This window comes from Ectobacillus soli (genome assembly GCF_042610425.1).
Lineage (GTDB): Bacteria > Bacillota > Bacilli > Bacillales > Bacillaceae_G > Ectobacillus.
The window spans coordinates 274372-300101 of sequence record NZ_JBGJZM010000001.1 but is presented as its reverse complement, the minus strand read 5'-3'; the positions used below and the strand labels follow the sequence as shown (position 1 = coordinate 300101).

Annotated in this window: 20 protein-coding genes and 2 other annotated features; all 20 genes read right to left on the bottom strand. The window is 39.0% G+C overall.

The window, feature by feature from the left end:
* Positions 1–54 precede the first annotated feature (54 nt).
* The 20 genes from alaS to ACAN53_RS01380 all read right to left on the bottom strand — a co-directional run bounded on the left by alaS (position 55) and on the right by ACAN53_RS01380 (position 25573).
* Entirely contained in the window at positions 55–2694 is a 2640-nt protein-coding gene (alaS, locus tag ACAN53_RS01475) for an alanine--tRNA ligase (protein WP_379965961.1), read from the bottom strand.
* Positions 2695–2741: 47 nt separating this feature from the next.
* Positions 2742–2945: a binding site (T-box leader), on the bottom strand.
* Positions 2946–2982: 37 nt separating this feature from the next.
* A complete protein-coding gene (locus tag ACAN53_RS01470) occupies positions 2983–4044 on the bottom strand; it encodes an AI-2E family transporter (protein WP_379965958.1) in 1062 nt (353 codons plus the stop codon).
* A gap of 116 nt (positions 4045–4160) precedes the next feature.
* Entirely contained in the window at positions 4161–4289 is a 129-nt protein-coding gene (locus ACAN53_RS01465) for a YrzQ family protein (RefSeq protein ID WP_379965955.1), read from the bottom strand.
* 13 nt (positions 4290–4302) lie between these two features.
* Positions 4303–4494 carry a hypothetical protein gene (locus tag ACAN53_RS01460; protein ID WP_379965952.1) on the bottom strand — a complete coding sequence of 64 codons (192 nt, stop codon included), beginning with the start codon at positions 4492–4494 and terminating at the stop codon, positions 4303–4305.
* A 107-nt stretch (positions 4495–4601) separates the two neighbouring features.
* Positions 4602–6950, bottom strand: coding sequence for an SF1B family DNA helicase RecD2 (gene recD2 / locus ACAN53_RS01455; RefSeq protein WP_379970204.1), 2349 nt, complete (start codon positions 6948–6950; stop codon positions 4602–4604).
* A gap of 35 nt (positions 6951–6985) precedes the next feature.
* Positions 6986–7639, bottom strand: coding sequence for a tetratricopeptide repeat protein (locus ACAN53_RS01450; RefSeq protein ID WP_379965949.1), 654 nt, complete (start codon positions 7637–7639; stop codon positions 6986–6988).
* 100 nt (positions 7640–7739) lie between these two features.
* On the bottom strand, positions 7740–8855 hold the full coding sequence (gene mnmA / locus ACAN53_RS01445; RefSeq protein WP_379965946.1) for a tRNA 2-thiouridine(34) synthase MnmA: 1116 nt from the start codon (positions 8853–8855) through the stop codon (positions 7740–7742).
* Positions 8856–8897: 42 nt separating this feature from the next.
* Positions 8898–10049 (bottom strand): cysteine desulfurase family protein, encoded by a 1152-nt coding sequence (locus ACAN53_RS01440; protein WP_379965943.1) that lies wholly within the window; start codon positions 10047–10049, stop codon positions 8898–8900.
* Between the two features lie 200 nt (positions 10050–10249).
* Positions 10250–10666 (bottom strand): cysteine metabolism transcriptional regulator CymR, encoded by a 417-nt coding sequence (cymR, locus tag ACAN53_RS01435; protein ID WP_379965940.1) that lies wholly within the window; start codon positions 10664–10666, stop codon positions 10250–10252.
* 188 nt (positions 10667–10854) lie between these two features.
* The gene (locus ACAN53_RS01430; RefSeq protein ID WP_379965937.1) at positions 10855–12138 is read right to left on the bottom strand and encodes a replication-associated recombination protein A; all 1284 of its coding nucleotides are present in this window, start codon (positions 12136–12138) and stop codon (positions 10855–10857) included.
* Between the two features lie 207 nt (positions 12139–12345).
* Positions 12346–13113: a tRNA threonylcarbamoyladenosine dehydratase gene (locus ACAN53_RS01425; protein WP_379965934.1), complete on the bottom strand. Its 768-nt coding sequence runs from the start codon at positions 13111–13113 to the stop codon at positions 12346–12348.
* Positions 13114–13287: 174 nt separating this feature from the next.
* Entirely contained in the window at positions 13288–15057 is a 1770-nt protein-coding gene (gene aspS, locus ACAN53_RS01420; protein ID WP_379965931.1) for an aspartate--tRNA ligase, read from the bottom strand.
* A gap of 11 nt (positions 15058–15068) precedes the next feature.
* Positions 15069–16340, bottom strand: coding sequence for a histidine--tRNA ligase (gene hisS / locus ACAN53_RS01415; protein WP_379965928.1), 1272 nt, complete (start codon positions 16338–16340; stop codon positions 15069–15071).
* A gap of 128 nt (positions 16341–16468) precedes the next feature.
* Positions 16469–16695: a binding site (T-box leader), on the bottom strand.
* Positions 16696–16754: 59 nt separating this feature from the next.
* Complete coding sequence (locus tag ACAN53_RS01410) at positions 16755–16931, bottom strand: hypothetical protein (protein WP_379965925.1); 177 nt, start codon at positions 16929–16931, stop codon at positions 16755–16757.
* A gap of 149 nt (positions 16932–17080) precedes the next feature.
* Positions 17081–17521, bottom strand: a complete 441-nt coding sequence (gene dtd / locus ACAN53_RS01405; RefSeq protein WP_379965922.1) for a D-aminoacyl-tRNA deacylase — start codon at positions 17519–17521, stop codon at positions 17081–17083.
* A 12-nt stretch (positions 17522–17533) separates the two neighbouring features.
* Positions 17534–19723 (bottom strand): RelA/SpoT family protein, encoded by a 2190-nt coding sequence (locus ACAN53_RS01400; protein ID WP_379965919.1) that lies wholly within the window; start codon positions 19721–19723, stop codon positions 17534–17536.
* A 272-nt stretch (positions 19724–19995) separates the two neighbouring features.
* Positions 19996–20508, bottom strand: coding sequence for an adenine phosphoribosyltransferase (locus ACAN53_RS01395; protein ID WP_379965916.1), 513 nt, complete (start codon positions 20506–20508; stop codon positions 19996–19998).
* 1 nt (position 20509) lies between these two features.
* A complete protein-coding gene (gene recJ / locus ACAN53_RS01390) occupies positions 20510–22840 on the bottom strand; it encodes a single-stranded-DNA-specific exonuclease RecJ (protein ID WP_379965913.1) in 2331 nt (776 codons plus the stop codon).
* Between the two features lie 107 nt (positions 22841–22947).
* Complete coding sequence (gene secDF, locus ACAN53_RS01385) at positions 22948–25203, bottom strand: protein translocase subunit SecDF (protein WP_379965910.1); 2256 nt, start codon at positions 25201–25203, stop codon at positions 22948–22950.
* Positions 25204–25291: 88 nt separating this feature from the next.
* Positions 25292–25573, bottom strand: a complete 282-nt coding sequence (locus tag ACAN53_RS01380; protein ID WP_379965907.1) for a post-transcriptional regulator — start codon at positions 25571–25573, stop codon at positions 25292–25294.
* Positions 25574–25730: the final 157 nt, after the last annotated feature.

The window sequence follows — 25730 nt, the reverse complement described above, 5'->3', positions numbered from 1 at the left end:
TTTGCTTGAAATAGGGAGAAGAAATATTTCTCCCTATCATTGTACACTAATCTATCATGAATTTAAAACAGATTTGACGTACTCTTCTGTATAAGCAAGTGCTTCCATTACTTTGCTTGGGTCTTTACCACCAGCTTGGGCCATATCAGGTCGGCCCCCGCCGCCCCCGCCGCAAATGGTTGCTGCACCTTTTACTAGTTTTCCTGCATGGAATGTTTTCACAAGGTCCTTTGTAACTCCTGCTAGTAAGGTAACTTTACCTTCATTTACTGCTGCTAGTAAAATAACCGCTGAATCTACCTTCGTTTTCAAATCATCTAACATGGTACGAAGATGATTTACATCCGTTGCTTGTACTTGGCTTGCTAATACATTTATACCTTCTACTACGCGAACCTGCTGCGTAAGATTTCCTGCTTCAATATTACTTAACTTAGCTGCGAGCGATTCGTTTTCTTTATGCAATTGTTTTACTTCAGCATATAAACCATCAACCCGAGTTAAAATGTCCTTCGTGTTTGTCTTAAGTTTTCCTGCCGTTTCTTGCAAGAGCATAACTTGACTGTTCATCAATTCATATGCAAATTTACCTGTTACTGCTTCGATACGGCGCGTACCTGCACCAATACCAGATTCTGATACAATTTTAAAAATACCGATTGACGCTGTATTATCAACATGACAACCACCGCATAGTTCTAAAGAAAAATCTCCTACTTGTACAACGCGGACAATTTTTCCATATTTTTCACCGAACAATGCCATAGCGCCCATTGCTTTCGCTTCAGCAATTGGCTTTTCTGAAATATTTACAGCGATGCTTTCCCAGATCTTTTCATTGACAATATGTTCAACTTTTTCTAATTCTTCAGGAGTGACTTGTCCAAAATGAGAGAAGTCAAAACGAAGTCGTTCACTAGTTACGAGTGAACCTGCTTGATTTACATGTACACCTAATACATCCTTTAATGCTTGGTGAAGTAAATGAGTTGCTGTATGATTTTTAATAATATTGGCACGGTTTGCTTGGTCTACAATTGCCGTTACGCTTACGCCATTTGTAAATGATCCTTCTTCTACTATGATTTTATGCAAATGTTGTCCGTTCGGTGCTTTTTGAACATCTGTAACCTTAGCTCTATATCCTTCTCCAACTACTTGTCCAAAGTCAGCTATTTGACCACCCATTTCTGCATAGAAAGGTGTTGCATCGAGCATAATATGCGCTTCTTCTCCCGCTTTTACTACATCTGCATATTCTCCGTTTTGAACAAGAGCAACAATCTTACTCTTTGTTTCTAATTGAGAGAAACCAACGAAACTGCTTTCTACTTTAATGTCTCCCAGTACACCACCTTGGACTTGCATACTATCCATATCCTGACGCGCTGCTCTTGCACGCTCACGTTGTTTTTCCATCTGGACTTCAAAACCAGCATGATCGACTACCAAATTCTCATCTTCTGCATATTCTTCCGTTAGTTCGATTGGAAAACCGTATGTATCGTACAATCGGAATGCATCTTCACCACTAATCGTTCCTGTTCCTTGTTTCTTCGCTTTTTCAATCACATCTGTTAGAATCGCTTCTCCTTCATGTAACGTCTCGTGGAAGCGTTCCTCTTCATTTTTAATCACACGTTGAATAAATGCCGTTTTTTCCAATACTTCCGGATAAAAATCGTTCATTACTTCTCCAACTACCGGAACAAGTTCGTACATAAACGGACGATTGATATTTAATTTCTTCGCATAGCGCACTGCACGGCGAAGTAAACGACGTAATACATAGCCTCTGCCTTCATTAGATGGAAGCGCCCCATCTCCTACTGCAAAAGTTACTGTACGAATATGGTCAGCTATTACTTTAAATGCAGTATCTTTCTCTTTATCCGTACGATATTTCTCACCTGAAATTACTTCTGTTGCTTCAATAATCGGAATAAATAAATCTGTATCAAAGTTTGTTTGTACGTTTTGCACGACAGAAGCCATACGTTCTAATCCCATACCTGTATCAATGTTTTTCTTTGGTAATGGTGTATATGTACCATCTGGATTATGGTTAAATTGGGAGAATACAAGATTCCATATTTCTAAATAACGTTCATTTTCTCCACCAGGATACATCTCTGGATCACTTGGATCATTTCCATAAGCTTCTCCGCGATCGTAGAAAATTTCTGTATTTGGTCCACTCGGTCCTTCCCCAATATCCCAAAAATTATGTTCAAGTCGAATGATTCGTTCTTTCGGAATTCCCATCTCTTCATTCCAAATACGAAATGCTTCCTCATCTTCTGGATGAATCGTAACAGATAGTTTATCTTTATCAAAACCGATCCATTTACTACTCGTTAAGAATTCCCAAGCCCATGCAATTGCTTCTTCTTTAAAATAGTCACCTACTGAAAAATTACCTAGCATTTCAAAAAACGTATGGTGGCGTGCTGTTTTCCCAACGTTTTCAATATCATTGGTACGAATGGATTTTTGTGCGTTTGTAATGCGCGGATTTTGCGGAACAACCCGTCCATCAAAATATTTTTTCAGCGTTGCAACGCCGCTGTTAATCCACAATAACGTTGGATCATCATGTGGTACGAGCGAAGCGCTCGGTTCTATGCTATGCCCTTTTTCTTTGAAAAAGTCTAAAAACATTTGGCGAATTTGTGCTGCCTTCAGTGTCTTCATTGTAAATCCTCCTTTATTTTTGACAAACAAAAAACCCCCGTCCCCATAGCAGGGACGAGAGTATACTCGCGTTACCACCCTGATTATGAACCGTAGCTCATCACCTCAAGTTGCCGTAACGTGGCAGGACGGCAGGGATTAGCTGCTTTTTAGGATTAGCCTTCTGTCACCCTTACTTTAGAGTCCTCTCAGCCGCGGGACATCCTCTCTGAAAAATAGTAGTGACATACTCGATCCGTCATCAAATTTACATATATAACGAATTATAACGTGATAGTAAAAACATTGTCAACGTCTTGCTAGGAATGATTTTGAATGTAAAACGATGGCACGTACAATAGCTAAAATTGGAATGGCAAGAAGAAGTCCTGCAAGTCCTCCTATTTCTCCCCCTACCAGAAGAGAGAACATGATAATAACAGGATGCATATGAAGAGATTTTCCAACAATGTACGGGGATAAGATATTACTTTCTACAAATTGCAGTATAGCAAGTGTAATTGCTGCTTTTATAACCATTTGAGTAGAGATAGTCATAGCGATTCCAATCGTTGGAATGGCACCGAGAATCGGACCAAAATAAGGAATGATGTCAGTTAATCCGATAATAATCCCAAGCAGGAGCGGGTATTTCATTCCTATAATCCAGAAAGCAAGCGCCGAAACTCCTGCTAGTACGGCACATATAAACAGCTGACCCCGAATGTAATTTCCCAGTGTTTGATCCATATCCGCAGCTAGCTTTTGTCCCTCCTTCCTCCATTTCAAAGGAACAAGCTTCCAAAAGATATGATATATTTCTCCGTAATCCTTTAATAGGTAAAAGACAACAAACGGAACAAGGACGATAATCAACAAAGAATCTAAAATCGTTCTTACCGTACTCATCATACGATTTAGCAATGATTGCACTTTTTCTTCTATGCTAATAAATACTTGTCTAAGTTTTTCATGCACAAATTCTGGATAATTCTCTGTTTTTTCTTCTACATGATCACTCCAACTTTCGTACATGACCATAAACTTAGGAAAACTATTATTCATGTCCTGAAGCTGAGCAATGGCAATTGGTGTACCTTTGTACACCCCATACCCAACCCCTCCGAAAAATAATAGATAGATAAGTAAAATAGCCAACGTCCTTGGAACCCCATGTTTATTTAATTTTTCAACAAGTGGGTGCAGCAAATATGCGATAAAAAAAGCAGCTAGGAACGGGATAAGTATGAGCTTCATCACGTCCAACATTGGAGTCCACATCGGTTTTAATTTCCAAAAAACGAGTAAACATAAAAAGAAGAGGAGTAAAAGTGCCAACCGATAAATCCAAATGATTTTTATTTGTTTCAATACGCATCCCTCCTCTATGTAGTTTGAGAAGAGTGAGGAACGTTTATACGTAATCTGGTAAAAAAAGAGATGACCTAATGGGAAAACAGATAGACTCCCTCGGTCATCTCTTCTTTTTAAAAATACGACTTAACCAATTTTTTAGCCTTCTTCATATTCCGTGCAGACATCACATTATTTTTTCTTACATAATGATAAGCAGCAGCACCTAATCCAAATGCCATAATTGAGTTTCTCATATTCAAGACACAACACCCCTTACATGCTGATTTTCCGTTCATCCTCATGAAATAGATCATCAAGAGAGCTAAGTGACCCATCTTCTTCCACTTGATGAGTATAAATCATGCCTTTCGTAATAGAAAGCTCGATGAAACAGCTCCAGCAATAGTATTGGTTTACACCAATTTTCCCAATATCTTTTCCTTTGCAGTTTGGACATACTAACAAGGCAGTCCACTCCTTTGCCTTTTTCTATTCTCTCAGTATGTCCAAACAATCCCATATTAAACGTAGGTAGAGCGAGTTTCTTTCTACCTACTTATAGTGTGTCTTCTCTACATAAAATCATAAGGCGAAATATTTTCCACATCATCGTTATCAACTTCTAAATCAACATGTAAAGGATTGGAGTCGTCTTTTTTGTCTTCTCCTTGATCACCAAATCGTTCTTGCAGTTTTTCACAAAGCGATGTTTGCCGAACGGAATCATCGGTGCGGTGTATACCAGAATGAAAAGCATCCTGTTCTCCGCAAAGGATAAGAAATTTCTTACTTCGTGTAATCGCCGTATAAATTAAATTACGTCTTAGCATACGATAATAGCTTTTCACGACAGGCAAAATAACGATAGGAAATTCGCTTCCCTGCGATTTATGAATCGAACAACAATATGCATGAGTAATTTGATTAAAGTCCCCTTTGGTATAAGTTACTTCAATTCCATCAAATGAAATAACTAGCATATCTTGCTGTTCCACATTTTCCTTTGCAAAAAAAATCGCGACAATTTCACCAATATCTCCATTAAACACTTGGCTCTCAGGCTGATTCACTAGCTGGAGGACTTTGTCGCCAACTCGGTATGTTACTTCACCGAACTGCATTTCCTTCCTTTTTTCCCTGGGTGGGTTAAATACTTCTTGTAGCGCTGTATTAAGTGCATTTATGCCAGCAGGACCGCGATACATAGGAGCGAGAACTTGTATATCCCGAGCCGTAAAGCCCTTTGCCTGTGCATTTTCACACACTTTCTTCACAACATCTACAACCTGTGGCCCTGCGCACGCAATAAAGGAACGATCAACCTTTTGGACCGTTATATCAGTAGGCACTTCATTGTTCTTAATACTGTGAGCAAGCTGAATCACAGAAGAGCCTTCTGCTTGGCGGTAAATTTCCGTTAAACGAACTGTAGGAATTCGTTCACTTTTTAGCAGATCCTTTAGTACTTGTCCCGGTCCTACGGAAGGTAATTGATCTTCATCGCCTACGATAATGACTTGAATCGTGGATGGAAGAGATTTAAATAGCTGATTTGCTAGCCAAATGTCGACCATAGAAAATTCATCAATAATCAGAAGCTTTCCCTGTATAGGATCATTTTCATCCCGTCCGAAGGAGCCTTCCGGTGTCCAACCAAGAAGGCGATGAATAGTACCTGCTGGTAAACCAGTAGACTCACTCATACGTTTACTGGCACGCCCTGTTGGAGCTGTTAATAAAATAGGAAATGGATTGTCCTCTGTATAATCCTTTGGATTTAGCGAAATACCTTGTAAGGACGCATACATTTCTACTATCCCGCGGATAACGGTTGTCTTCCCCGTACCAGGTCCCCCCGTTAAAATCATGACAGGCTTTGATAGTGCGGTTTGAATCGCTTCCTTCTGCTTTGGTGCATATTGAACAGCTAATTTATCTTCGATTGTCCCAAGTGATAATAAAAACTCTGACTCTGGAAAGCTCTCTTTTTCATCTTGATGAAGAATGCGGTGCATGGAGGTAACCAGGCCTTTTTCGGCAAAATATAAGGAAGCAAGATACACACGTTCTTCCTCTATAACGATTTTTTCCTCCGTTTGAAGAGAGGATAGACATTCATTAATATGCACGGGTTGTATCGTGTCCTCGCGATGATTCAGTAATTCAAGCGATTGATCGACGAGTTGCTTGTTCGTCATATATACATGTCCTTCTTGTAGCGACACATTTTCTAATGTAAATAAGCAGCCTGCCCGTATACGATCCGGATGATTTCCTGAAATACCAAACGCCTTTCCAATTTCATCAGCACGCGCAAATCCAATACCATCGACATCTTCAATTAGCTGGTACGGCTTATTACGAATCACTTCGAGCGTCTGCTCTTTATATGTTTGATAAATTTTAATGCTTAGCTTTGTTCCAAATCCGTAACCACTTAAGAAACTCATCACTTTTTCTAGACCTTGATGCTCGATAATGGTCCCGTATACATCTTGCGCCTTATCTTTGCTTATAATTCCATCAAGAGCAGCAGGGTCGTCCATAATTTTCGAAATAGCATGCTCCCCTAGCTTCTCCACAATCCGCTCTGCCGTTCGTTTTCCAATCCCTTTAAATAAGTCGCTTGATAGATACTGGACGATTCCACTTTTTGTTTGTGGTAATTCTTTCTTAAAGGTTTCAGTATGATATTGCATACCATATCGTGGATGTTCTTTAAACGTTCCGGTAAGTGTGAAAATTTCTTCTTCATGCATGCGTGGAAAGTGGCCGGTAACGATTACTTCTTTGTCGTCATAAGCTTCATTTGTTTCTATCACTCTCATTCGAACGACGGAATACAAGTTCTCCTCATTATGAAAAATCGTAACAAGCACTTGAGCCTTAAGGTACCTTTGCTCTTCTTCAAATAAATCCATTGAGTTTTGCACGAGGCGTCACCTCCCTTTCCACCTTACTGGTTTTGCTCTACCATTCGTATACCGTTTCCAGCAAGAAGATGATCAGGCTGAATAGCTACTGCTTTCTTAAAACATTGCAAAGCTTCATCCTTTTCATCCAAAAACGCATACACAACCCCTAAGTTATAATAGGCATCTGCATGCATAGGATCCATTTGTAATACCTTTTCAAATAAAGGCTTCGCTTCTTTAATGTGGTCCATACGAGCTAAGCATAATCCATATTGAAAGGTTGCTTCTACATCCGTTTCATTGAGTTCAATTGCCCGTTGTAAAAACGGCAGTGCTAACATATCATTTCCTAATTGAATGTGGGTAAATCCAAGCATACTGAATACATCATTTGTTTGTATATTACATGCAACCGCCTTTTCAAACATACGTTTTGCTGCTTCATATTTTTCTACTTCATAATAAATCGTACCAAGACCATAATAAGCAGTTCCAAGCTTAGCGTCTAATTCTAATGCCTTTTTATAAAAAGCAACAGCACGGTCGCGTTCGCCAATTGCGTCTAATAAATTTCCGAAATTCACATATCCAATTGGATTAGATGGATCTTCTTCAATTACTTCATTTAACAGCCTTGCAGCTTCCTCCCAATTTCCTTCCTGCATATACGCTATACCTTCATCAAGCTTTGCCATCCGATACACCTCTACTCTAAAATTTTATTCCTTTAGCCATTCTTCATACATCTATCATAAAAGAAACCTCGGTCTCATTAAAGCCCGAGGTTTCATAAATTCAAGATAAGTACGTTAACTTTTTCCCATTTCGGAACACTTCATCAATTGTTCCTCCGCCAAGACAAACATCACCATCATAAAAGACCACTGCTTGTCCTGGTGTTATAGCCCGGACTTTTTCATCACAAGTGATGTGAACCTTGCCATCTTCCAGTACCGTAACAGTTATCTTATTATCCGGTTGTCGATAGCGGAATTTGGCTGTGCATGTGAACTGCTGAGCCTTCGGCTTTCCGCTCGTCCAACTAATATCTGTCGCCAGCACTTCATCCCCGTACAACAATTCATTATGAAAGCCTTGGACTACATACAATAGATTTTTCTCCAAATTTTTTCCGGCTACAAACCAAGGATCGCCGTCCCCACCGATTCCTAGGCCGTGCCGCTGCCCGATTGTATAATACATTAAACCATCGTGCTTTCCTTTCACTTCGCCAGAAAACGTAACCATATCCCCTGGCTGAGCAGGTAAATAATTACCTAAGAATTCTTTAAAATTACGTTCGCCTATGAAGCAAATGCCGGTACTATCCTTTTTTGAAGCGGTTGCTAAGCCGGCGCGCTTTGCCATTTCACGAATTTGCGGTTTCTTTAAATCACCTAGTGGAAACATCGTTCTGGAAAGTTGCTCCTGTCCAAGTTGATTTAAAAAGTACGTTTGGTCTTTATTATCATCGACACCACGAAGCATATTGTATACTCCGTCTTGCTCTTCCACGCGGGCATAATGTCCTGTTGCAACATAATCTGCACCGAGCGACATGGCATGATCAAGAAACGCCTTAAACTTAATTTCTTTATTACACATAACATCCGGGTTTGGTGTACGACCCGCACGGTACTCGTCGAGGAAATAGGTAAATACCCGGTCCCAATATTGTTTTTCAAAATTTACTGCGTAATACGGAATTCCAATTTGATTACACACTGCAATCACATCGTTATAATCTTCCGTTGCTGTACATACGCCAAATTCATCTGTATCATCCCAGTTTTTCATGAAAATACCGATTACATCGTATCCTTGCTCCTTTAGCATAAGCGCTGCTACAGAAGAATCGACGCCACCTGACATTCCAATGACGACTCTTGTTTCCTGAGGGGATTTTTTCAAATGTTTCACCTCCAACCTCAATTTTCTTAGTTGTATCGTTTGTTATTTTCCTACATTTTTAGCTAATCGTTTGACGATTTTTGCTGTTTCATAAGCTACTTTTTCAATTTCCTTTGCATGATTGCCATAGCCAAAACTAAATCGAACACTGGACCGAATTTTTTCTGATTCTTTCCCAAACATCGCAACAAGAACATGAGAAGGATCAACAGAACCAGCTGTACATGCAGAGCCACTTGATGCTGCAATACCAGCAAGATCTAGATTAACGAGAAACGATTCAATATCCATAGATGGAAAGCTAAAGTTACATACATGCGCTAAACTATGCTCCTTATTTCCATTCCATTCGTAGACTATGCCTTCTTTTTCAAAGACAGCTATCATTATATCTTTAAAAGAGAGATAGCGCTGAATTTTTTGCTCACGTTCTTCTCTAGCTATTTGAATAGCATGCTGCAATCCTACTACGCCAGGGACGTTTTCTGTACCTGCTCTTCGTTTTCTTTCTTGTTCACCACCGGTAATAATAGGGGAGAGCTTTACATTTTCATTGCAGTATAAAAATCCTACACCTTTTGGTCCGTTAATTTTGTGTGATGAAATCGAAAGCAAATCAAGGCCAAGTTGATTCACATCAATTGATACGAGTCCATAAGCTTGGACAGCATCTGTATGAAAATGGGCTTGATGATCCTTTAGAAGCTCCCCAATTTCCTGTATAGGTTGTATCGTTCCCACTTCATTATTACCGTACATGACCGATACAAGAATGGTTTCGTCTGTTAGAGCTTGTTTAATATCTTCCACATGTACGCGGCCGGTTTCGTCGACTGGTACATATGTAATGTTAAATCCTTCTCGTTCTAACATTTTGCATGTATTTAAAATGGCATGGTGTTCAATTTCCGTTGTAATAATATGATGTCCACGATTTTGATTTGCACGTGCTACGCCCAGCAAAGCTAAATTATCTGCTTCTGATCCGCCACTAGTAAAAATGATTTCGTTTGGTTTTGCTCCAATACTTGCCGCACATACTCGTCTTGCTTCATCAATAGCATGGCGCGCTTGTCTACCGAAGAAATGTATGCTAGAGGGATTTCCAAACACGTCTGTCATATAAGGGATCATGCTTTGCACCACTTCTGGATGTACGGGTGACGTTGCAGCATGATCTAAATAAATATGCATATAAATTCACCCTTTAATTTGTATAGTAAATAAGAAGCCGACTCACCTTAGCAGCCGGCTCCGCTTTTCTTTATGATCTAGCTCCTCCGGCTAACCCCTCCGGCCGGACAACCCTCGCCCAGAAAAGGCATAGAGCGCCTTTTTGGGCGAGGAACGTTCCGTCCTGCGTGGCTGAACAGCCGGCTCCGCTTTTCTTTTTATTAAATATAAAACATATATCCTTGTTGGTTTTCTTCGTCGTATTTGACAAGGTCTTCAAGTGTAGTGCTGTCGAGTACTCCTTGCACTGCGTCTCGTATTCGCATCCAAAGCTGACGTTGTGCCGGTTTTTCTTCTTCTATTCCTTCTACTACACTAATCGGACCTTCTAAACAACGAATTACGTTTCCTGCTGTAATTGCACTTGGTACATCTGCAAGAACATAGCCACCGTATGCTCCGCGTGTACTTTTCACAAGACGTGCGTTACGAAGGGGCGAAATAAGCTGTTCCAAATAGTGCTCAGATAAGTCATGTGACTGTGCAATCGATTTTAAAGAAATCGGTCCAGTTCCATATTTTTTTGCTAAATCAATCATAATAGTTAAACCATAGCGACCTTTTGTTGATATTTTCATACTAACACCTCTTTCCTAAACTTCTTCCATACGTAAATAAGCCCTAACGATTATATCATACATCATGTAAAACCAACATTTCATTCCCTAAAACTTTGTATGACCATATCTTTACTTTGTTATCATCTATTTACTATAGGATAGACACATTATGCTTAACTCATAAGGAAAAGCATAATCTATTGTCCCTACTCTTCTTTCATTTTTCGTAATTTTAAATAAATAGCCCCTAATGTTTTTTCTTTCCCCGCTTCTTTCGGTTCGTAATATTGCCGGTCCTTTAATTCATCAGGTAAATACTGCTGCTTTGCCCATCCTCCAAAGCTTCCAAGTGGAAAATCATGCGGATATTTATAACCAATTCCGTGTCCGAGTTGTTTTGCACCGCTATAATGGCTATCCTTTAAATGGGCCGGTATGTCATAGTAGGCACCGTTTCTGACATCCTGCAAAGCTTTGTCTATAGCTAAATAGCCAGAATTCGATTTAGCTGACAAGCACATTTCAATAACAAGTGTACTCAGTATAATACGAGCTTCAGGAAATCCAACCGATTTACTAGCTTCACATCCCATATATACTTTAAATCCCATATCCGATGCAAGACCACAATCCTCGTAAGCAATTACAGTCAATCTACGACAAATACTCGTTAAGTCACCAGCCTCTATGAGACGAGCTAAGTAATGTAACGCGCCGTCCACATCACTACCCCGAATAGACTTTTGTAATCCAGATAGAACATTATAATGTGCAGAACCGGCTTTATCATGGGAAAATCCTTTATTCGTTAGAAATTCCTGTATCGTTTCAGTTACTACTTCATACATGCCGCTGTCCATTCGTGAAGCGTGTACAATATCCTCTAAAAGATTTAAAGAAGAGCGAACATCTCCGTTTGTACCATTAGCTATTTGTTCAAGCTGCTGCTCACTTATTTGTACAGCAAGCTTACCTAATCCACGTTCTTCATCTGTTAATGCCCGTTTTAAAACTTTCATTATATCGGGCGGAGTAATCGGTTTTAATTGTTTGATTTGATTACAACGACTTCGAATAGCGGCATTTACGTCGTGAAACGGGTTTTCTGTCGTAGCTCCAATCAATGTAACGAGCCCACTTTCAACATGAGGAAGTAGGTAATCTTGTTGCGATTTTGTAAACCTATGGATCTCGTCAAGAAACAAGATAACGCTTCCGTACATTCGTGCTTCATCAACTACTTGTTCAATATCCTTTTTCCCAGCAGTTGTTGCATTTAATGCTATAAAATGTTTATTTGTAGAGCCTGCAATCGCATAGGCTAAGGATGTTTTCCCAATTCCTGGTTCTCCGTATAAGATCATAGATGGAATATGTCCACTTTGAACCATACGATAAAAGGATGAACTAGGTAATGTAAGTTGATCTTGTCCGACAACCTCATCTAACGATTTCGGCCGCATGCGATAAGCAAGAGGTGCTTGTTCCACCTAACTCTCCTCCCCGTGATGCGTTTCCTTTATTGTACTACACTTGACAGGGTTAGAAAAAGAATCATTACCGAAAGGGATTTGTATAGGGGCTTGTAGTGAATAGGGTAAGGGATAAGTGAAACTTTTATGACAGGAATCTATACAACATTTTAAAAAAAATAGACCATAATACAGATCTCTGCATAACGGCCTATTTCTTCCTGTTTACTCTTGACCAACGCGATTTATTTGTATGTCTTTCAGCAGTGTTCGAACGACATAACTTGCTGCAATAAGACCAGCAACAGAAGGTACAAAAGCATTTGAGGATGGTGGAATTTTAGCCTTACGAATTTTTGCGTTTTCATCTGGAATAATTTCCTTTCGAATGTCCTCACGAATAACAATTGGACTTTCATCAGAGAAAACAACCTTCACACCTTTTGTAATTCCTTCTTTACGAAGTCTTGTTCGCACTACTTTTGCAATGGGATCTGTATGTGTTTTGGAAATATCCGCAATCCGAAATCGTGTCGGATCCATTTTATTTGCAGCTCCCATACTAGAAATAATCGGAATTTTCCGTTTTAAGCATTCTTTCATAATATGAATTTTATACGAAATCGTATCAGCAGCATCGATGACAAAATCAAGACCATAGGAGAAAAATTGTTCATACGTCTCTTCTGTATAAAACATTTGCAAAGCAATTACTTCGCAATCTGGATTAATATCTGCAATCCGTTCTTTCATAAGCTCTACTTTTTGTCGACCAACGGTGGAAAGTAGCGCATGCAATTGACGATTGACATTTGTAATATCTACAACATCTTTATCAACAAGAACGAGGCGGCCTACTCCAGATCGTGCCAATGCTTCGACAGCAAAGGAACCTACGCCCCCTATTCCTAACACACCGACCGTACTGTTTTTCAATATTTCAAGCCCGTCTTTTCCAAGAGCTAACTCATTCCGCGAAAACTGATGTAGCATACGTATCCACTCCTCTTGCAAATTCATTCAATTTGTATTCTACCTTCTTTTCCTACTATTTGTATAGAAAAAGTTATTATATAATAACAAGTTAAAAAAAATCCTATGTGAACTTCACATAGGATAGGTTAGATTCAAATAATTATTCGCTACTGATACTATTTTTTGTAATCCTTATTTACGACCTCTTTTTTGTAAATGTAACTCATTCCATTGTGCAGGTGCCACTTCACTTGGTGCGTCGGTTAACAAGCAACTTGCACTTGCTGTTTTTGGAAATGCTATCGTATCGCGTAAATTAGTACGACCTGCAAGTAGCATAACTACACGGTCAAGCCCTAATGCAATACCACCATGTGGAGGTGTTCCATATTCAAATGCATCAAGAAGGAATCCAAACTGTGCCTTTGCTTCTTCAGGCGTAAATCCAAGTGCCTTGAACATTTTTTCTTGTACGTCACGTTCATAAATACGCAAAGATCCACCGCCAAGTTCATAACCATTTAATACGATATCATAAGCCTGTGCACGTACTTTTTCTGGTTCCGTTTCAAGTAATGCAACATCTTCACGGAATGGCATCGTAAATGGATGATGTGCTGCCGAGAAGCGGTCTTCTTCTTCGTCATATTCAAGTAATGGCCAATCCGTTACCCATAAGAAATTAAATGTATTTTCATCAATAAGTTGTAGTTCCTTACCAAGCTTTAAGCGAAGTGCGCCTAGGCTATCGGCAACAATACTTTTTCTATCTGCAACAAATACGATTAAATCTCCTACTGTTCCTTCAACTAATTGAAGAATTGCAGCACTATCTTCTTCAGTAAGGAATTTCGTGATTGGTCCTTTTATTCCGTCTTCTTCGACTTTAAACCAAGCTAATCCCTTTGCACCGTATATTTTCACAAATTCAGTTAAAGCGTCCATATCTTTACGAGAGTATTTGCTTGCAGATCCCTTTACATTAATGGCTTTTACTTGACCACCACTCGTAACCGCATCCGCAAACACTTTAAAGCCGCTGCTTGCAACTGCTTCCGAAACATCTACTAGTTCTAGTCCAAACCGGGTATCTGGTTTATCTGAACCATATCGACCCATTGCTTCATCATACGTTAAACGAGGGAATGGAGTAACGATATCCATTTGTTTCGCTTCCTTCATCACACGTTTCATCATTCGTTCCATCATGGCAATGATTTCATCTTGTGATAAGAATGATGTTTCAATATCGACTTGTGTAAATTCAGGTTGGCGATCTGCACGTAAATCTTCATCACGGAAGCAACGAGCAACTTGATAATACTTTTCAAAACCGCCTACCATAAGTAATTGTTTAAAAAGTTGCGGTGATTGTGGCAATGCATAGAACTCACCTGGATGAACACGGCTTGGCACCAAATAATCACGAGCCCCTTCAGGTGTACTCTTCGTTAAGATTGGCGTTTCCACTTCAAGAAATTCTTCTTCATCTAAGAAATCACGCATAGCTTTTGTAATCGTATGACGAAACTTAAATGTCTCTAACATAGACTGACGACGTAAATCTAAGTAACGATATTTCAAACGAACATCATCTGAAACTTCGGTATCGTCTGCAATTGAAAAAGGAGGTGTTTTTGCTTTATTTAAAATAGTAACTTGGGTTGCTTGCACTTCAATATATCCCGTTTGAATTTTAGGATTTACTTGGCCCTCTTCCCGTTTAATTACTGTACCTACAATGTGTAATACATACTCATTTCGAATTGTTTCTGCAAGCTCTAATGCTTCTTTTGAAATTTCTGGATTGAAGACTACTTGTACGATACCTGAGCGATCACGTAGATCAACGAAAATTAATCCCCCTAGATCTCTTCGTTTTTGTGCCCAACCATTTAATTGTACCGTACTCCCTACATCCTGCAATGAAACTTCTCCACAATGATGTGTTCTTTCTGCCATTTTTTCTCCTCCTAAAAAACTTTTTCTGCTATGTAAGAAACGAGTGTATCAAGAGAAATTTCTTTCTGGTCGCCGCTTTCCATTTCTTTAACCGAAATGACATTACGCTCTAACTCGTTATCTCCTAAAACCGCAACATACTTTGCATGGAATCGATCAGCAGCCTTAAATTGTGCTTTTACCTTTCGATCCAAATAATCTTTTTCAGTAGCTATCCCTGCTTTACGCAATTCAAATACAAGTTTTGCTGCTACATCCTTAGCTTTATCTCCCAAAGAAACAACATAGCAATCCAGATTTGAATCAATTGGCAGTTGTACTTGTTCTGCTTGCAAAGCAAGTAGCAATCGCTCAATACTTAATGCAAAACCAATACCAGCTGTTTCAGGACCACCAATTTCTTGTACGAGTCCGTTGTAACGTCCTCCGCCACTTAATGTCGTAATCGAACCAAATCCAGATGCTTCACTCATAATTTCAAAAACAGTGTGTTGATAATAGTCTAATCCACGTACTAAGTTTGCATCAATTTCAAATGGTATCCCCATCAAGGTTAATGTTTTTTGTACGTTATTAAAATATTCGCGTGAAGCTTCATTTAAATATTCTGTTATGGAAGGGGCTGATTTCATAAGATCATGATCGTGATCCTTTTTACAGTCAAGAATGCGAAGTGGATTTTTATGTAATCGCGCTTGACAATCACTGCAAAATTCTCCAATTCGAGGTTCAAAATGATTTACGAGAGCTTCACGGTGAGCCGTGCGACTTTCCCGATCACCTAGGCTGTTAAGCACAAGCTTTACACTTTTTAATCCTAAACTTCGATAGAATTCCATAGCAAGAGAAATAACCTCTGCATCGATTGCAGGGTCACTGCTGCCAAGTACTTCGGTTCCAAACTGTACAAATTGACGATAACGTCCTGCTTGTGGTCGTTCGTAGCGAAACATCTGGCCAATATAATATAGCTTTGTCGGCTGCGTGCTATCACCATACATTTTGTTTTCCACATAGGAACGAACGACAGAAGCTGTTCCTTCAGGACGTAGCGTTAGACTACGTTCTCCGCGATCTTCAAACGTGTACATCTCTTTTTGAACGATATCTGTTGTATCGCCTACACCACGTAAGAATAGCTCTGTATGCTCAAAAACCGGTGTGCGAATTTCTTTATAATTATAGCGTCTGCAAATATCACGTGCTTGCGCTTCGATATACTGCCATAATTCTACCGTTCCAGGTAGGATATCTTGCGTTCCTCTTGGAATTTGAATAGACATGCTTGGTTCCTCCCATTTTAAAAATAACAGCTATGCATCGGGTTTACTACAGATGTCGGCCAACGTAGCAAAACCGGGCCGTGTCCGCTTTTCTATTGCAAAATAAAAAAACCCCCATTCCTACAAATTGTAGGGACGAGAGTTTTATACCCGTGGTACCACCCTAATTGAAGCATTCGCTTCCACTCTTTCCATAACGCCTGAACGCGTTCCTCTCCTACTAAGTTTCCTTTTCAGAGCAAAACCTACGGAGTGTTCCTTCAATATGTCATCATGTGAAAATGCTCTCAGCCTAAGTCATTTTCTCTCTTTTTCATGTGTCATCATATTTACTGTTCTCCATCATCGGTTGTACGATATTTATCTGTAAAAACATGATTTTGTTTATAAATATACGTTTGTTACGGTTTCTTGTCAAGACCGACTCAAATGTTTCTTGACGTTTTTCACATCTTGAATGGACACACCATGCTCTGAAGCAAGCTCCATTGCAGGGAAAACTCGTTCCTTCCCTTCAGCTTCCTGCCGTTGCATGTGAAAAAGTCCGTTCACACTGTTAGTTATCCCGTTGGCTTGATCACTCATTCTCATGTTGTATCCCTCACATCTGTCATATTCTTCTCCTATTATTCCACTATAGGCAAGAATTATTCTTCACAGATAATAAAATAACAATATACAACGACTGATATAAAGTGAAACTTCCATCGGAGGGGTCGCCCACAAATAGCGGGATAAATTTATTTACTATCTAAAATAAGCGTGACGGGACCATCATTTACTAATTCTACATCCATCATTGCACCAAAGATTCCCGTTTCAACATGAAGACCTTTTTGCTCTAGCTCTTTATTAAATACATCATACAATTGCTGTGCATAATCGGGTTTCGCTGCTTCCATAAAGTTTGGACGGCGCCCTTTTCGACAATCTCCGTATAATGTAAACTGAGAAACAGACAAAATGTGCCCGTTCTTATCTAAAACAGAATCATTCATTTTTCCACTCTCATCCTCAAAGATACGAAGATTTGCAATTTTTTCAGCTAAGTAAGCAGCATCACTTTCTATATCTTCATGTGTCACACCGACAAGCAACATTAATCCAAATGGAATGTTACCTACTACTTCACCATTTACTGTAACAGATGCTTTTTTTGTTCGTTGTACTACTACTCTCATCGTCCTACCCCTTTAATGCATTAATCGACGGACAGCATAAATGTCTCGTACTTGTTTAATTCGTTCGACTACTTTGTGAAGATGATGAACGTTCTGAATACTCATGGAGATATGAATAGTCGCTACTTTATTTCGGTCGCTTCGACCGGCGACAGCTGATATATATGTTTTCGATTCATTTACTGCCTGCAGTACTTCATTTAATAAGCCTCTGCGATCATAGCCTGTAATTTCAATATCAACATTATATTCCAGGTCTTTTTCTGGATCATTTTCCCATTCTACATCTAATAAGCGATCCTTTGCTTCTTCTGTTAATACATTTACACAATCTGTACGGTGAATGGAAACTCCGCGTCCCTTTGTTATATACCCGATGATATCATCGCCTGGAACTGGGTTACAGCATTTTGATAAACGAATTAATAAATTATCAGCACCATTTACTTTAATGCCTGAATCGTGTTTACGTATTTTTAAGCTATTTCGAACATCCGATACAGATTCATGTAGTAATTTTTCTTCATCTCGTTGTTTTCGATACTTGTCCGTTAAACGAGTCACAATTTGTGCAGATGTAATCCCGTTGTATCCAACCGCTGCATACATTTCTTCATCATTCGGAAAATTAAATTTTTCCGCTACACGCTTGACGTTTTCTGGGTTCAGAACTTCCTTTACATCGTACTCTAAGCTTCGTAAATCACGTTCAATTAATTCTTTACCTTTTTCAATATTCTCTTCACGGCGCTGTTTCTTAAAAAACTGGCGTATTTTATTTTTTGCATGCGAGGTTTGAGCAAGTTTTACCCAATCCTGACTAGGTCCATATGAATGTTTGGAGGTTAGGATTTCAACGATATCACCAGTCTTTAATTTATAGTCTAGCGGAACCATTTTCCCATTCACCTTTGCACCAATTGTTTTGCTTCCAATTTCAGAGTGAATACGATAAGCAAAGTCAATCGGGACTGAGCCTAGAGGCAATTCTACTACATCGCCTTTTGGAGTAAATACAAAGACCATATCCGAAAACAAATCTATTTTAAGTGATTCCATAAATTCTTCCGCATTGGAGGCATCATTTTGCCATTCTAATATTTGACGAAACCAGGTGAGGTTATTTTCTAACGTTTCACTTTCTTCTATATCTTTTCCCTCTTTGTATGCCCAATGAGCAGCAATCCCATATTCTGCAATACGATGCATTTCTTTCGTTCGTATTTGGACTTCTAAAGGATCTCCTTTCGGGCCAATTACGGTTGTGTGAAGAGATTGATATAAATTCGCCTTTGGCATCGCAATATAGTCTTTAAATCTTCCTGGCATTGGCTTCCAGCATGTATGAATAATGCCTAATACTGCATAACAATCTTTAATACTATTTACAATAACCCGCACAGCAAGTAAATCATATATTTCATTAAACTGTTTATTTTGCAAAACCATCTTACGATAAATGCTATAAATATGTTTAGGTCGACCAGATAAATCACAAGGAATTGTGACTTCCAAGAGCTTTTCTTGAATTTCCTTCATAACATCTTTTAGATAATCTTCCCGTTCTGCCCGCTTTCTTTTCATCAAGTTAACAATTCGATAATATTGCTGTGGATTCAAGTAGCGTAAAGCAGTATCCTCAAGCTCCCATTTAATCGTATTAATTCCAAGACGATGTGCTAACGGAGCGAATATTTCGAGTGTTTCATTTGCAATACGTCGCTGTTTCTCTTGAGGTAAATGGCGAAGCGTTCTCATATTGTGTAAACGATCCGAAAGCTTAATCAAAATCACGCGAATATCTTGCGCCATAGCGACAAACATTTTTCGATGATTTTCAGCTTGTTGTTGCTCGTGTGATTTATACTTAATCTTTCCTAACTTCGTAACACCATCTACTAACATGGCTACTTCTTTCGAAAATTCGCGTTCTAAATCCTTTAATGTTACTTCTGTATCTTCAACAACATCATGTAAAAACCCAGCCGAAATCGTAGAAGAATCCATTTTCAAGCCTACTAATATTCCAGCAACTTGAATAGGATGAATAATATAAGGTTCGCCAGATTTACGATATTGCTCACGGTGGGCATCGCGAGAATATTCATAGGCACGCTTAACCATCGTAACATCTTCATCTGTTAAATATTTACTCGCATTCTCCAACACCTGTTCAGCTGTTAGCACTTGTTCATTCGCCATGGAATCACCTTTTTATATGAAAAATTAATCCTTTTTATAAGTTAGAATTATTATTTATTACACCATTATAACGCAAATATTGAAAATTGAAAAAGGAAAGAGCGAAGATTGTAATATAGAGACTATATATATGTTCATCTGACAATAAATAAGAACCATTCTATACGTATAGAAAATGGACCGTTACAGATCGTCTCTATTTTAAGGGATTCTGTATACCGGTCCATTGCGTTCACACCAGAAAAGGAACAATCCGTTTCTAGGCATGTTTTTTAATAGTTCATAAGCGTTAAAACATCGTAGCCTTGTAGCTTTTCTCTACCACCAAGATAGTTAAGCTCAATTAAAAAGGCGATTCCAACTACAATGCCGCCAAGTTCTTCCACAAGGGCGATCGTTGCTTCAATCGTTCCGCCCGTTGCAAGTAAATCATCGGTAATGAGAATACGTTGACCTGGACGAATAGCATCCTTATGAATCGTTAATACATCCTTACCATATTCTTTACCGTAATTGTATTTAATAACTTCGCGGGGAAGTTTTCCTTCTTTACGTACCGGTGCAAAACCTACTCCTAAGGCATAGGATACAGGGCACCCAATTATGAATCCACGTGCTTCCGGTCCTACAACGAGTTCTGCTTTCTTTTCTTTCGCAAATTCTACAATTGCATCCGTTGCAGCTTTGTACGCCTTACCATCATTCATTAATGGCGTAATATCCTTAAATACAATTCCTTCTTTCGGATAGTCCGGAACAATTGCAATATATGGTTTTAAATCCATGTTAATAAGCCTCCTGACATGTTAAAGAACTACTCTGTATATTACTAAACCACATAAATAACTGCTGATATGTGGAATATACTAATTCTTTTTCGACCTGTAATCCATTTATCTTTTCACGATAAGTAGTGGATTCTAACAAATCACGTTTGGAAATATGATCTGACATAAAAATCAAACCATCTTTTATTGTAACAAATTCTAGTTCAAAAAACACCTGTGTCATAAAAATTACAGTGTCTTTTGACCAACCTTTATGCTGGCACAGCTGTGCCCCATGCTTAGAAAGTGAAAACGGAGCTTGTTGGCGTAAAAATGAAAAATACCATTTAAAGTGATCGCGGGTCGGAACGGTACTAAATGTATGCTGATTTTCTTGGTGAAAAACGGCATAAATTCGTTCCGGAAATCCTTTTGCAAAAAGCTTCTCTACCTCGTCCATGCTTACTGGTAAATCTAAGAGCACTATATAACGTCCGTTAAGTGATTGCTCCGTTACTTCCTTTGCTTGCAACAGTGCCCCAGGTAACGATAATGAATTGGTTGCTTTTTGAAAATAAATAGCTGTCACTTTATCCTCAGGCAACGATAACAAGAATTTCTCGATATTTCGATCTCCACGATAATCAAACAATTGCCAGTTATTCACAGCAAGATCTGAAATCATAATCTGCGGTTTACGAAAATGATTCCATTCATTTATCGTTACTTCTCCAACTACCGATACACGTGACATGGGCGAAATTTCCTCTACAACATGTCCAAATCCAAAGCCAACACAGTCTAATTTGCTATCACCATCACGCAGCAACAGCTTGACATGAGAACCATCCAACCCAATTTGACGAATACTTTCGATTGCAGCTTCTTCTATTCGTATACATGGTTTGGGATTACCTACACCAAAGGGAGCCAAGAGCTGTAATTCTTCAATGGTAGATATGGTCACTTCTCCTAGTGTACACGTAGTATCAATATCTGTAATAGGGAAAAGCTGTTCTTCACTAAGCGTAGCATCAGCTAACTGATTTAAACGATTTCGAAGTTCATTAACATCACCAAGAGAAAGACTCATCCCAGCAGCCATCGCATGACCACCAAAATGCGGTAACAAATCACGGCATGTTGATAAATTTGCAAATAAATCGAATCCTTCTATACTCCGTGCAGACCCTTTCGCTATCCCTTTTTCACGATCAATACTAAGCAAAATGGTTGGACGATAATAGCGTTCTACTAATTTAGAAGCTACAATTCCAATCACTCCCGCATTCCATCCTTCTTTTGCAATTACTAGTACTTTATTTTGATCAGATGAGTATTTATCTTCCACTTCTTGTATCGCCTCATCTGCGATTTTCTTCACAATATCTTGGCGAAGCCGATTTGTCGAATCTATTTCTTCCGCAAGAAATCTCGCTTCTTCTGGATCATTTGTTATTAATAATTGTACAGCAGGATCTGCATCTCCTAGTCTTCCTACCGCATTGATTCGGGGTCCAATCGAATAACCAATACTCTCTTCATTGATTTCATTTGCATTTATATTGGCAACCTGAAAGAGGGCACGATAACCAGGTCGACTTGTCTCTCTTAACTTTTCTATCCCTTTTTTCGCTATAAGCCGATTTTCACCAAAGAGGGGCACTAAATCAGCAATCGTTCCAATTACTGCAATATCGAGCAGATGCTCTGGAACGCGCCCTAATAAAGCATGAGAAAGTTTAAATGCAACGCCCACTCCTGCAAGATGTTGAAATGGATAGCCATCCCCAATCCTTGGATGAATAATTGCATACGCCTCGGGAAGCTGCGGTGAAATTTCGTGATGATCGGTAATAATTAGATCTAGTCCAATTTCCTTTGCAACCTCGGCTTCTTTTATTGCTGAAATACCTGTATCTACTGTAATAATTAACGAAAACCCCTCATCCTTTGCCCAGCGAAACGCCGCTTCGTTCGGTCCATATCCTTCGGTGAACCGATTAGGAATATAAAATGACACGTTCGCATGCAATTCCTCAAGCGTGAGCATAAGCAAAGTTGTACTACTAACGCCGTCCGCATCATAATCACCAAAAATGAGGATCCGTTCCCCCTCTTCGATTGCATGATGAATTCTCTGAACAGCTAGCTTCATATCATGTAAAAGAAACGGATCATGAAATTGTTGTTCTGTAAACAAAAAATCAACTATTTCCTGCTCCGTTTTTAATCCTCTATTCATCAATAAAGAGACGACGAAGGGTGTAATATGCAGCGACTGTGAAAGGCGCTTTACTTCTTCCTCATCTTGACTTTTTTCATTCCATCGTGTTTTTGCTCGCAACAACGAAATCACCCCTTAACCTATTCATTATACTAAACAGGCTAAAGGGTGACAATGATTCTATAGCTGTGAAAAAGGCGATATCGTAGATACGATATCGCCTTCTATCCTTATACAAGAATATCTGATTTTTGTTTTGTTTCTACTTCTTTCTTCCGTTTACCAGTTCCCTTTTTCAGACTACGTGATTCCATATAAAGCCATAGCTGAGAAGCAACGAATACGGAAGAATACGTACCGACAATCAGTCCTATGAGCAAAGCAAATGAGAAATTGCGCAAGGAAGCACTACCAAATATAAGCAAGGCAATAACCGGTAGTAACACCGTTAAAACGGTATTGACCGAGCGGCTAAGTGTTTGTCGAATACTTAAGTTCACAATTTCTTCTAAATCTTTTATAGAACGCACCTTACGTTCTTTGTACAATTCGCGGTTTCGATCAAAAGTAACAATACTATCATTAATAGAGTACCCTACGATGGTTAAAACGGCCGCAATAAACGACAGGTCTACCTCTAATCGTAATATACTAAATACCGTTATAATGAAAAATGCGTCATGTAACAAGGCAACGACTGCAGAGATAGCATACGTAAAACGGAAACGAAGACTGACATACAATATTATTCCAACGGATGCAATCAGAACCGCAATCAGCGCATTGCGTGCCAATTCTTTACCGATTGTTGGAGATACCGTACTTACGTTAGGTTCCGCACCGTATTTATCCTTAATCGTACTTTTTACTTTCGCAATTTCTTCTTTCGTAAATACACCTTTTGAACGGATTGCTGCACTTTGGTTATTAGTCCCCGTTAGAACTATATCCTCCGTTTTCACTCCAATCGTCTCTAAATCTGTTTTCAACTCACTTACAACAATTGGTTTATTGCTCGTCATATCTAACCGAGATCCACTAGAAAAATCTATGCCTGCATTTAACTTAAAGATGGAAACAATGATAACTCCTACAATCATGAACACTGCAGAAAATACGAGAAAACGATGTCCAATCTTTACAAAATTAATAGAATCAAATGGTGTAGGAGCATGCATAACCCCTTTAGAAAGCGGCAAGATTTTACTTTTCTTCACGCCAAACCATTCTACCTTCTTGTCAAATAAACGACTTTTTACAAGCATTCCAAGTAATAAACGTGTAACACCTACGTTCGTTGCAAATCCGACAACTAGACTGACCATTAAGCTTGTTGCAAAACCTTTTACAGCGCTTGTACCAAATATAAATAAAACAATTGCTGCAAGAAGTGTCGTAACATGTGCATCTAAAATAGTTAAGAAGGAATGTCGATTTCCAGCGCGATAAGCAGCCATAACGGACTTCCCGATTTTGAGTTCTTCTTTAAACCTCTCATCGGTTATAATATTGGCATCTACCGCAATCCCGACCCCTAGCACCAGAGCCGCTATACCCGGCAGCGTCAGGACAGCATGCATACCGTTAAAGATGAGAAGTGTTATGTAAATATATAAGCCAAGTGTGATGACAGCGACCAAACCAGGCAAACGATAGTAAAGTAGCATAAATAAGAAAATAAGTGCTACACCAATCATTCCTGCTACCATTGTTTGTTGCAAGGCTGTTTCCCCAAATTTTGCACCAACTGAAGTAGAATATAATTCCTTTAACTCAACCGGCAATGAGCCTGCATTAAGTAAATTAGCTAATTCCTTAGCTTGTGTTGGAGTGAAAGATCCTACAATGGATACATCTGTTTGATTAAACACTTGATCGACTCTAGCAGCTGATAAGTATTTAGGCTTTGCCTTTTGGCTTTCTGCCTTATATGAATCCGTTCCATCTTGGAAATCCAACCAGATTACCATTAAGTTATTTGGCTTCATCCCTAGTACATTTTCTGTAACTTGTTTGAACTTAGCAGCATTGTTTAGTGTTAACCCTACACTAGGCTGACCTTGTTGGTCGAATGTTTGCTTTGCCCCGCCCTGCTTTAAATCTGTTCCATCCATCAAAACATTATCATTTACATCACGAAATGTAAGCTTCGCTTGTGTAGATAATATTTCACGGGCTTTTGTTTGATCTTGAACCCCCGCAAGTTGCACACGTATGCGATCATTACCCTCAATTTGAATATTAGGCTCGCTTACTCCGAGAACGTTTACGCGTTTCTCTAGCGCATTCACGGTACTTAAAAGAACGTCACGAGTAATAGTGTCACCTTGCTTAGCAGGCTGTACTTGATACAAAATTTCAAAGCCGCCACGCAAATCTAGCCCAAGATTAATACCTTGTGTCACATTTTTTGTCGTTGTTCCAATTATTCCACCCACAAGTAGAACAATTAAAAAGAAAGCAACGAGTCTGCTTCGTTTTGCCATTGGTTTTGTGTTCCTCCTTATACTTAAGAAAAAAAGCAATACTATGTCTATTATAGAAAGCCTTAAAAACGAATGTCAAATCAAGTCATCATGTTTCATATTCATTTAATGGTCCAAGCGGTGATTTATAGGCTTGCATCGTTAAGTATGTCATATAATCGCTAGTTGAAAGCGTAAGCACATCATTTACTAATTGAAACAATTTCAGTTCCTGGTCTACTTTTTTCCATTTTTTAACTTTCAAACATTCCCATACGTCTTTCGTTGTTACTCGATCGTATCCTAGAACTCTAAATTCTTCCACTTTGCTATCAATCACAATCTTCAGCTGTTCACGATAAGCATCTACCGGATGTTCTTTCACAACCATCATGTCCTCCTCCAATTCATTTTGGGCGTTTGATTCCTATATATACAATCTGTTTAGATCGTTCCCTAATCTTATGCAAAAACTTGTATACATACACCTTGTCATGCTTGCCATATATATAAGCATATAAATTATTGTAAATCATTCTGGAGCTTTT

What these genes read in the sequence shown, in the direction of transcription:
- alaS (WP_379965961.1), bottom strand. Translation starts at nt 2,694, where the DNA reads ATGAAGACACTGAAGGCAGCACAAATTCGCCAAATGTTTTTAGACTTT.
- recD2 (WP_379970204.1), bottom strand. Translation starts at nt 6,950, where the DNA reads ATGGATTTATTTGAAGAAGAGCAAAGGTACCTTAAGGCTCAAGTGCTT.
- ACAN53_RS01450 (WP_379965949.1), bottom strand. Translation starts at nt 7,639, where the DNA reads ATGGCAAAGCTTGATGAAGGTATAGCGTATATGCAGGAAGGAAATTGG.
- ACAN53_RS01440 (WP_379965943.1), bottom strand. Translation starts at nt 10,049, where the DNA reads ATGCATATTTATTTAGATCATGCTGCAACGTCACCCGTACATCCAGAA.
- cymR (WP_379965940.1), bottom strand. Translation starts at nt 10,666, where the DNA reads ATGAAAATATCAACAAAAGGTCGCTATGGTTTAACTATTATGATTGAT.
- ACAN53_RS01425 (WP_379965934.1), bottom strand. Translation starts at nt 13,113, where the DNA reads ATGCTACATCAGTTTTCGCGGAATGAGTTAGCTCTTGGAAAAGACGGG.
- aspS (WP_379965931.1), bottom strand. Translation starts at nt 15,057, where the DNA reads ATGGCAGAAAGAACACATCATTGTGGAGAAGTTTCATTGCAGGATGTA.
- hisS (WP_379965928.1), bottom strand. Translation starts at nt 16,340, where the DNA reads ATGTCTATTCAAATTCCAAGAGGAACGCAAGATATCCTACCTGGAACG.
- ACAN53_RS01410 (WP_379965925.1), bottom strand. Translation starts at nt 16,931, where the DNA reads ATGAGAATGAGTGATCAAGCCAACGGGATAACTAACAGTGTGAACGGA.
- dtd (WP_379965922.1), bottom strand. Translation starts at nt 17,521, where the DNA reads ATGAGAGTAGTAGTACAACGAACAAAAAAAGCATCTGTTACAGTAAAT.
- ACAN53_RS01400 (WP_379965919.1), bottom strand. Translation starts at nt 19,723, where the DNA reads ATGGCGAATGAACAAGTGCTAACAGCTGAACAGGTGTTGGAGAATGCG.
- ACAN53_RS01395 (WP_379965916.1), bottom strand. Translation starts at nt 20,508, where the DNA reads ATGGATTTAAAACCATATATTGCAATTGTTCCGGACTATCCGAAAGAA.
- secDF (WP_379965910.1), bottom strand. Translation starts at nt 25,203, where the DNA reads ATGGCAAAACGAAGCAGACTCGTTGCTTTCTTTTTAATTGTTCTACTT.
- ACAN53_RS01380 (WP_379965907.1), bottom strand. Translation starts at nt 25,573, where the DNA reads ATGGTTGTGAAAGAACATCCGGTAGATGCTTATCGTGAACAGCTGAAG.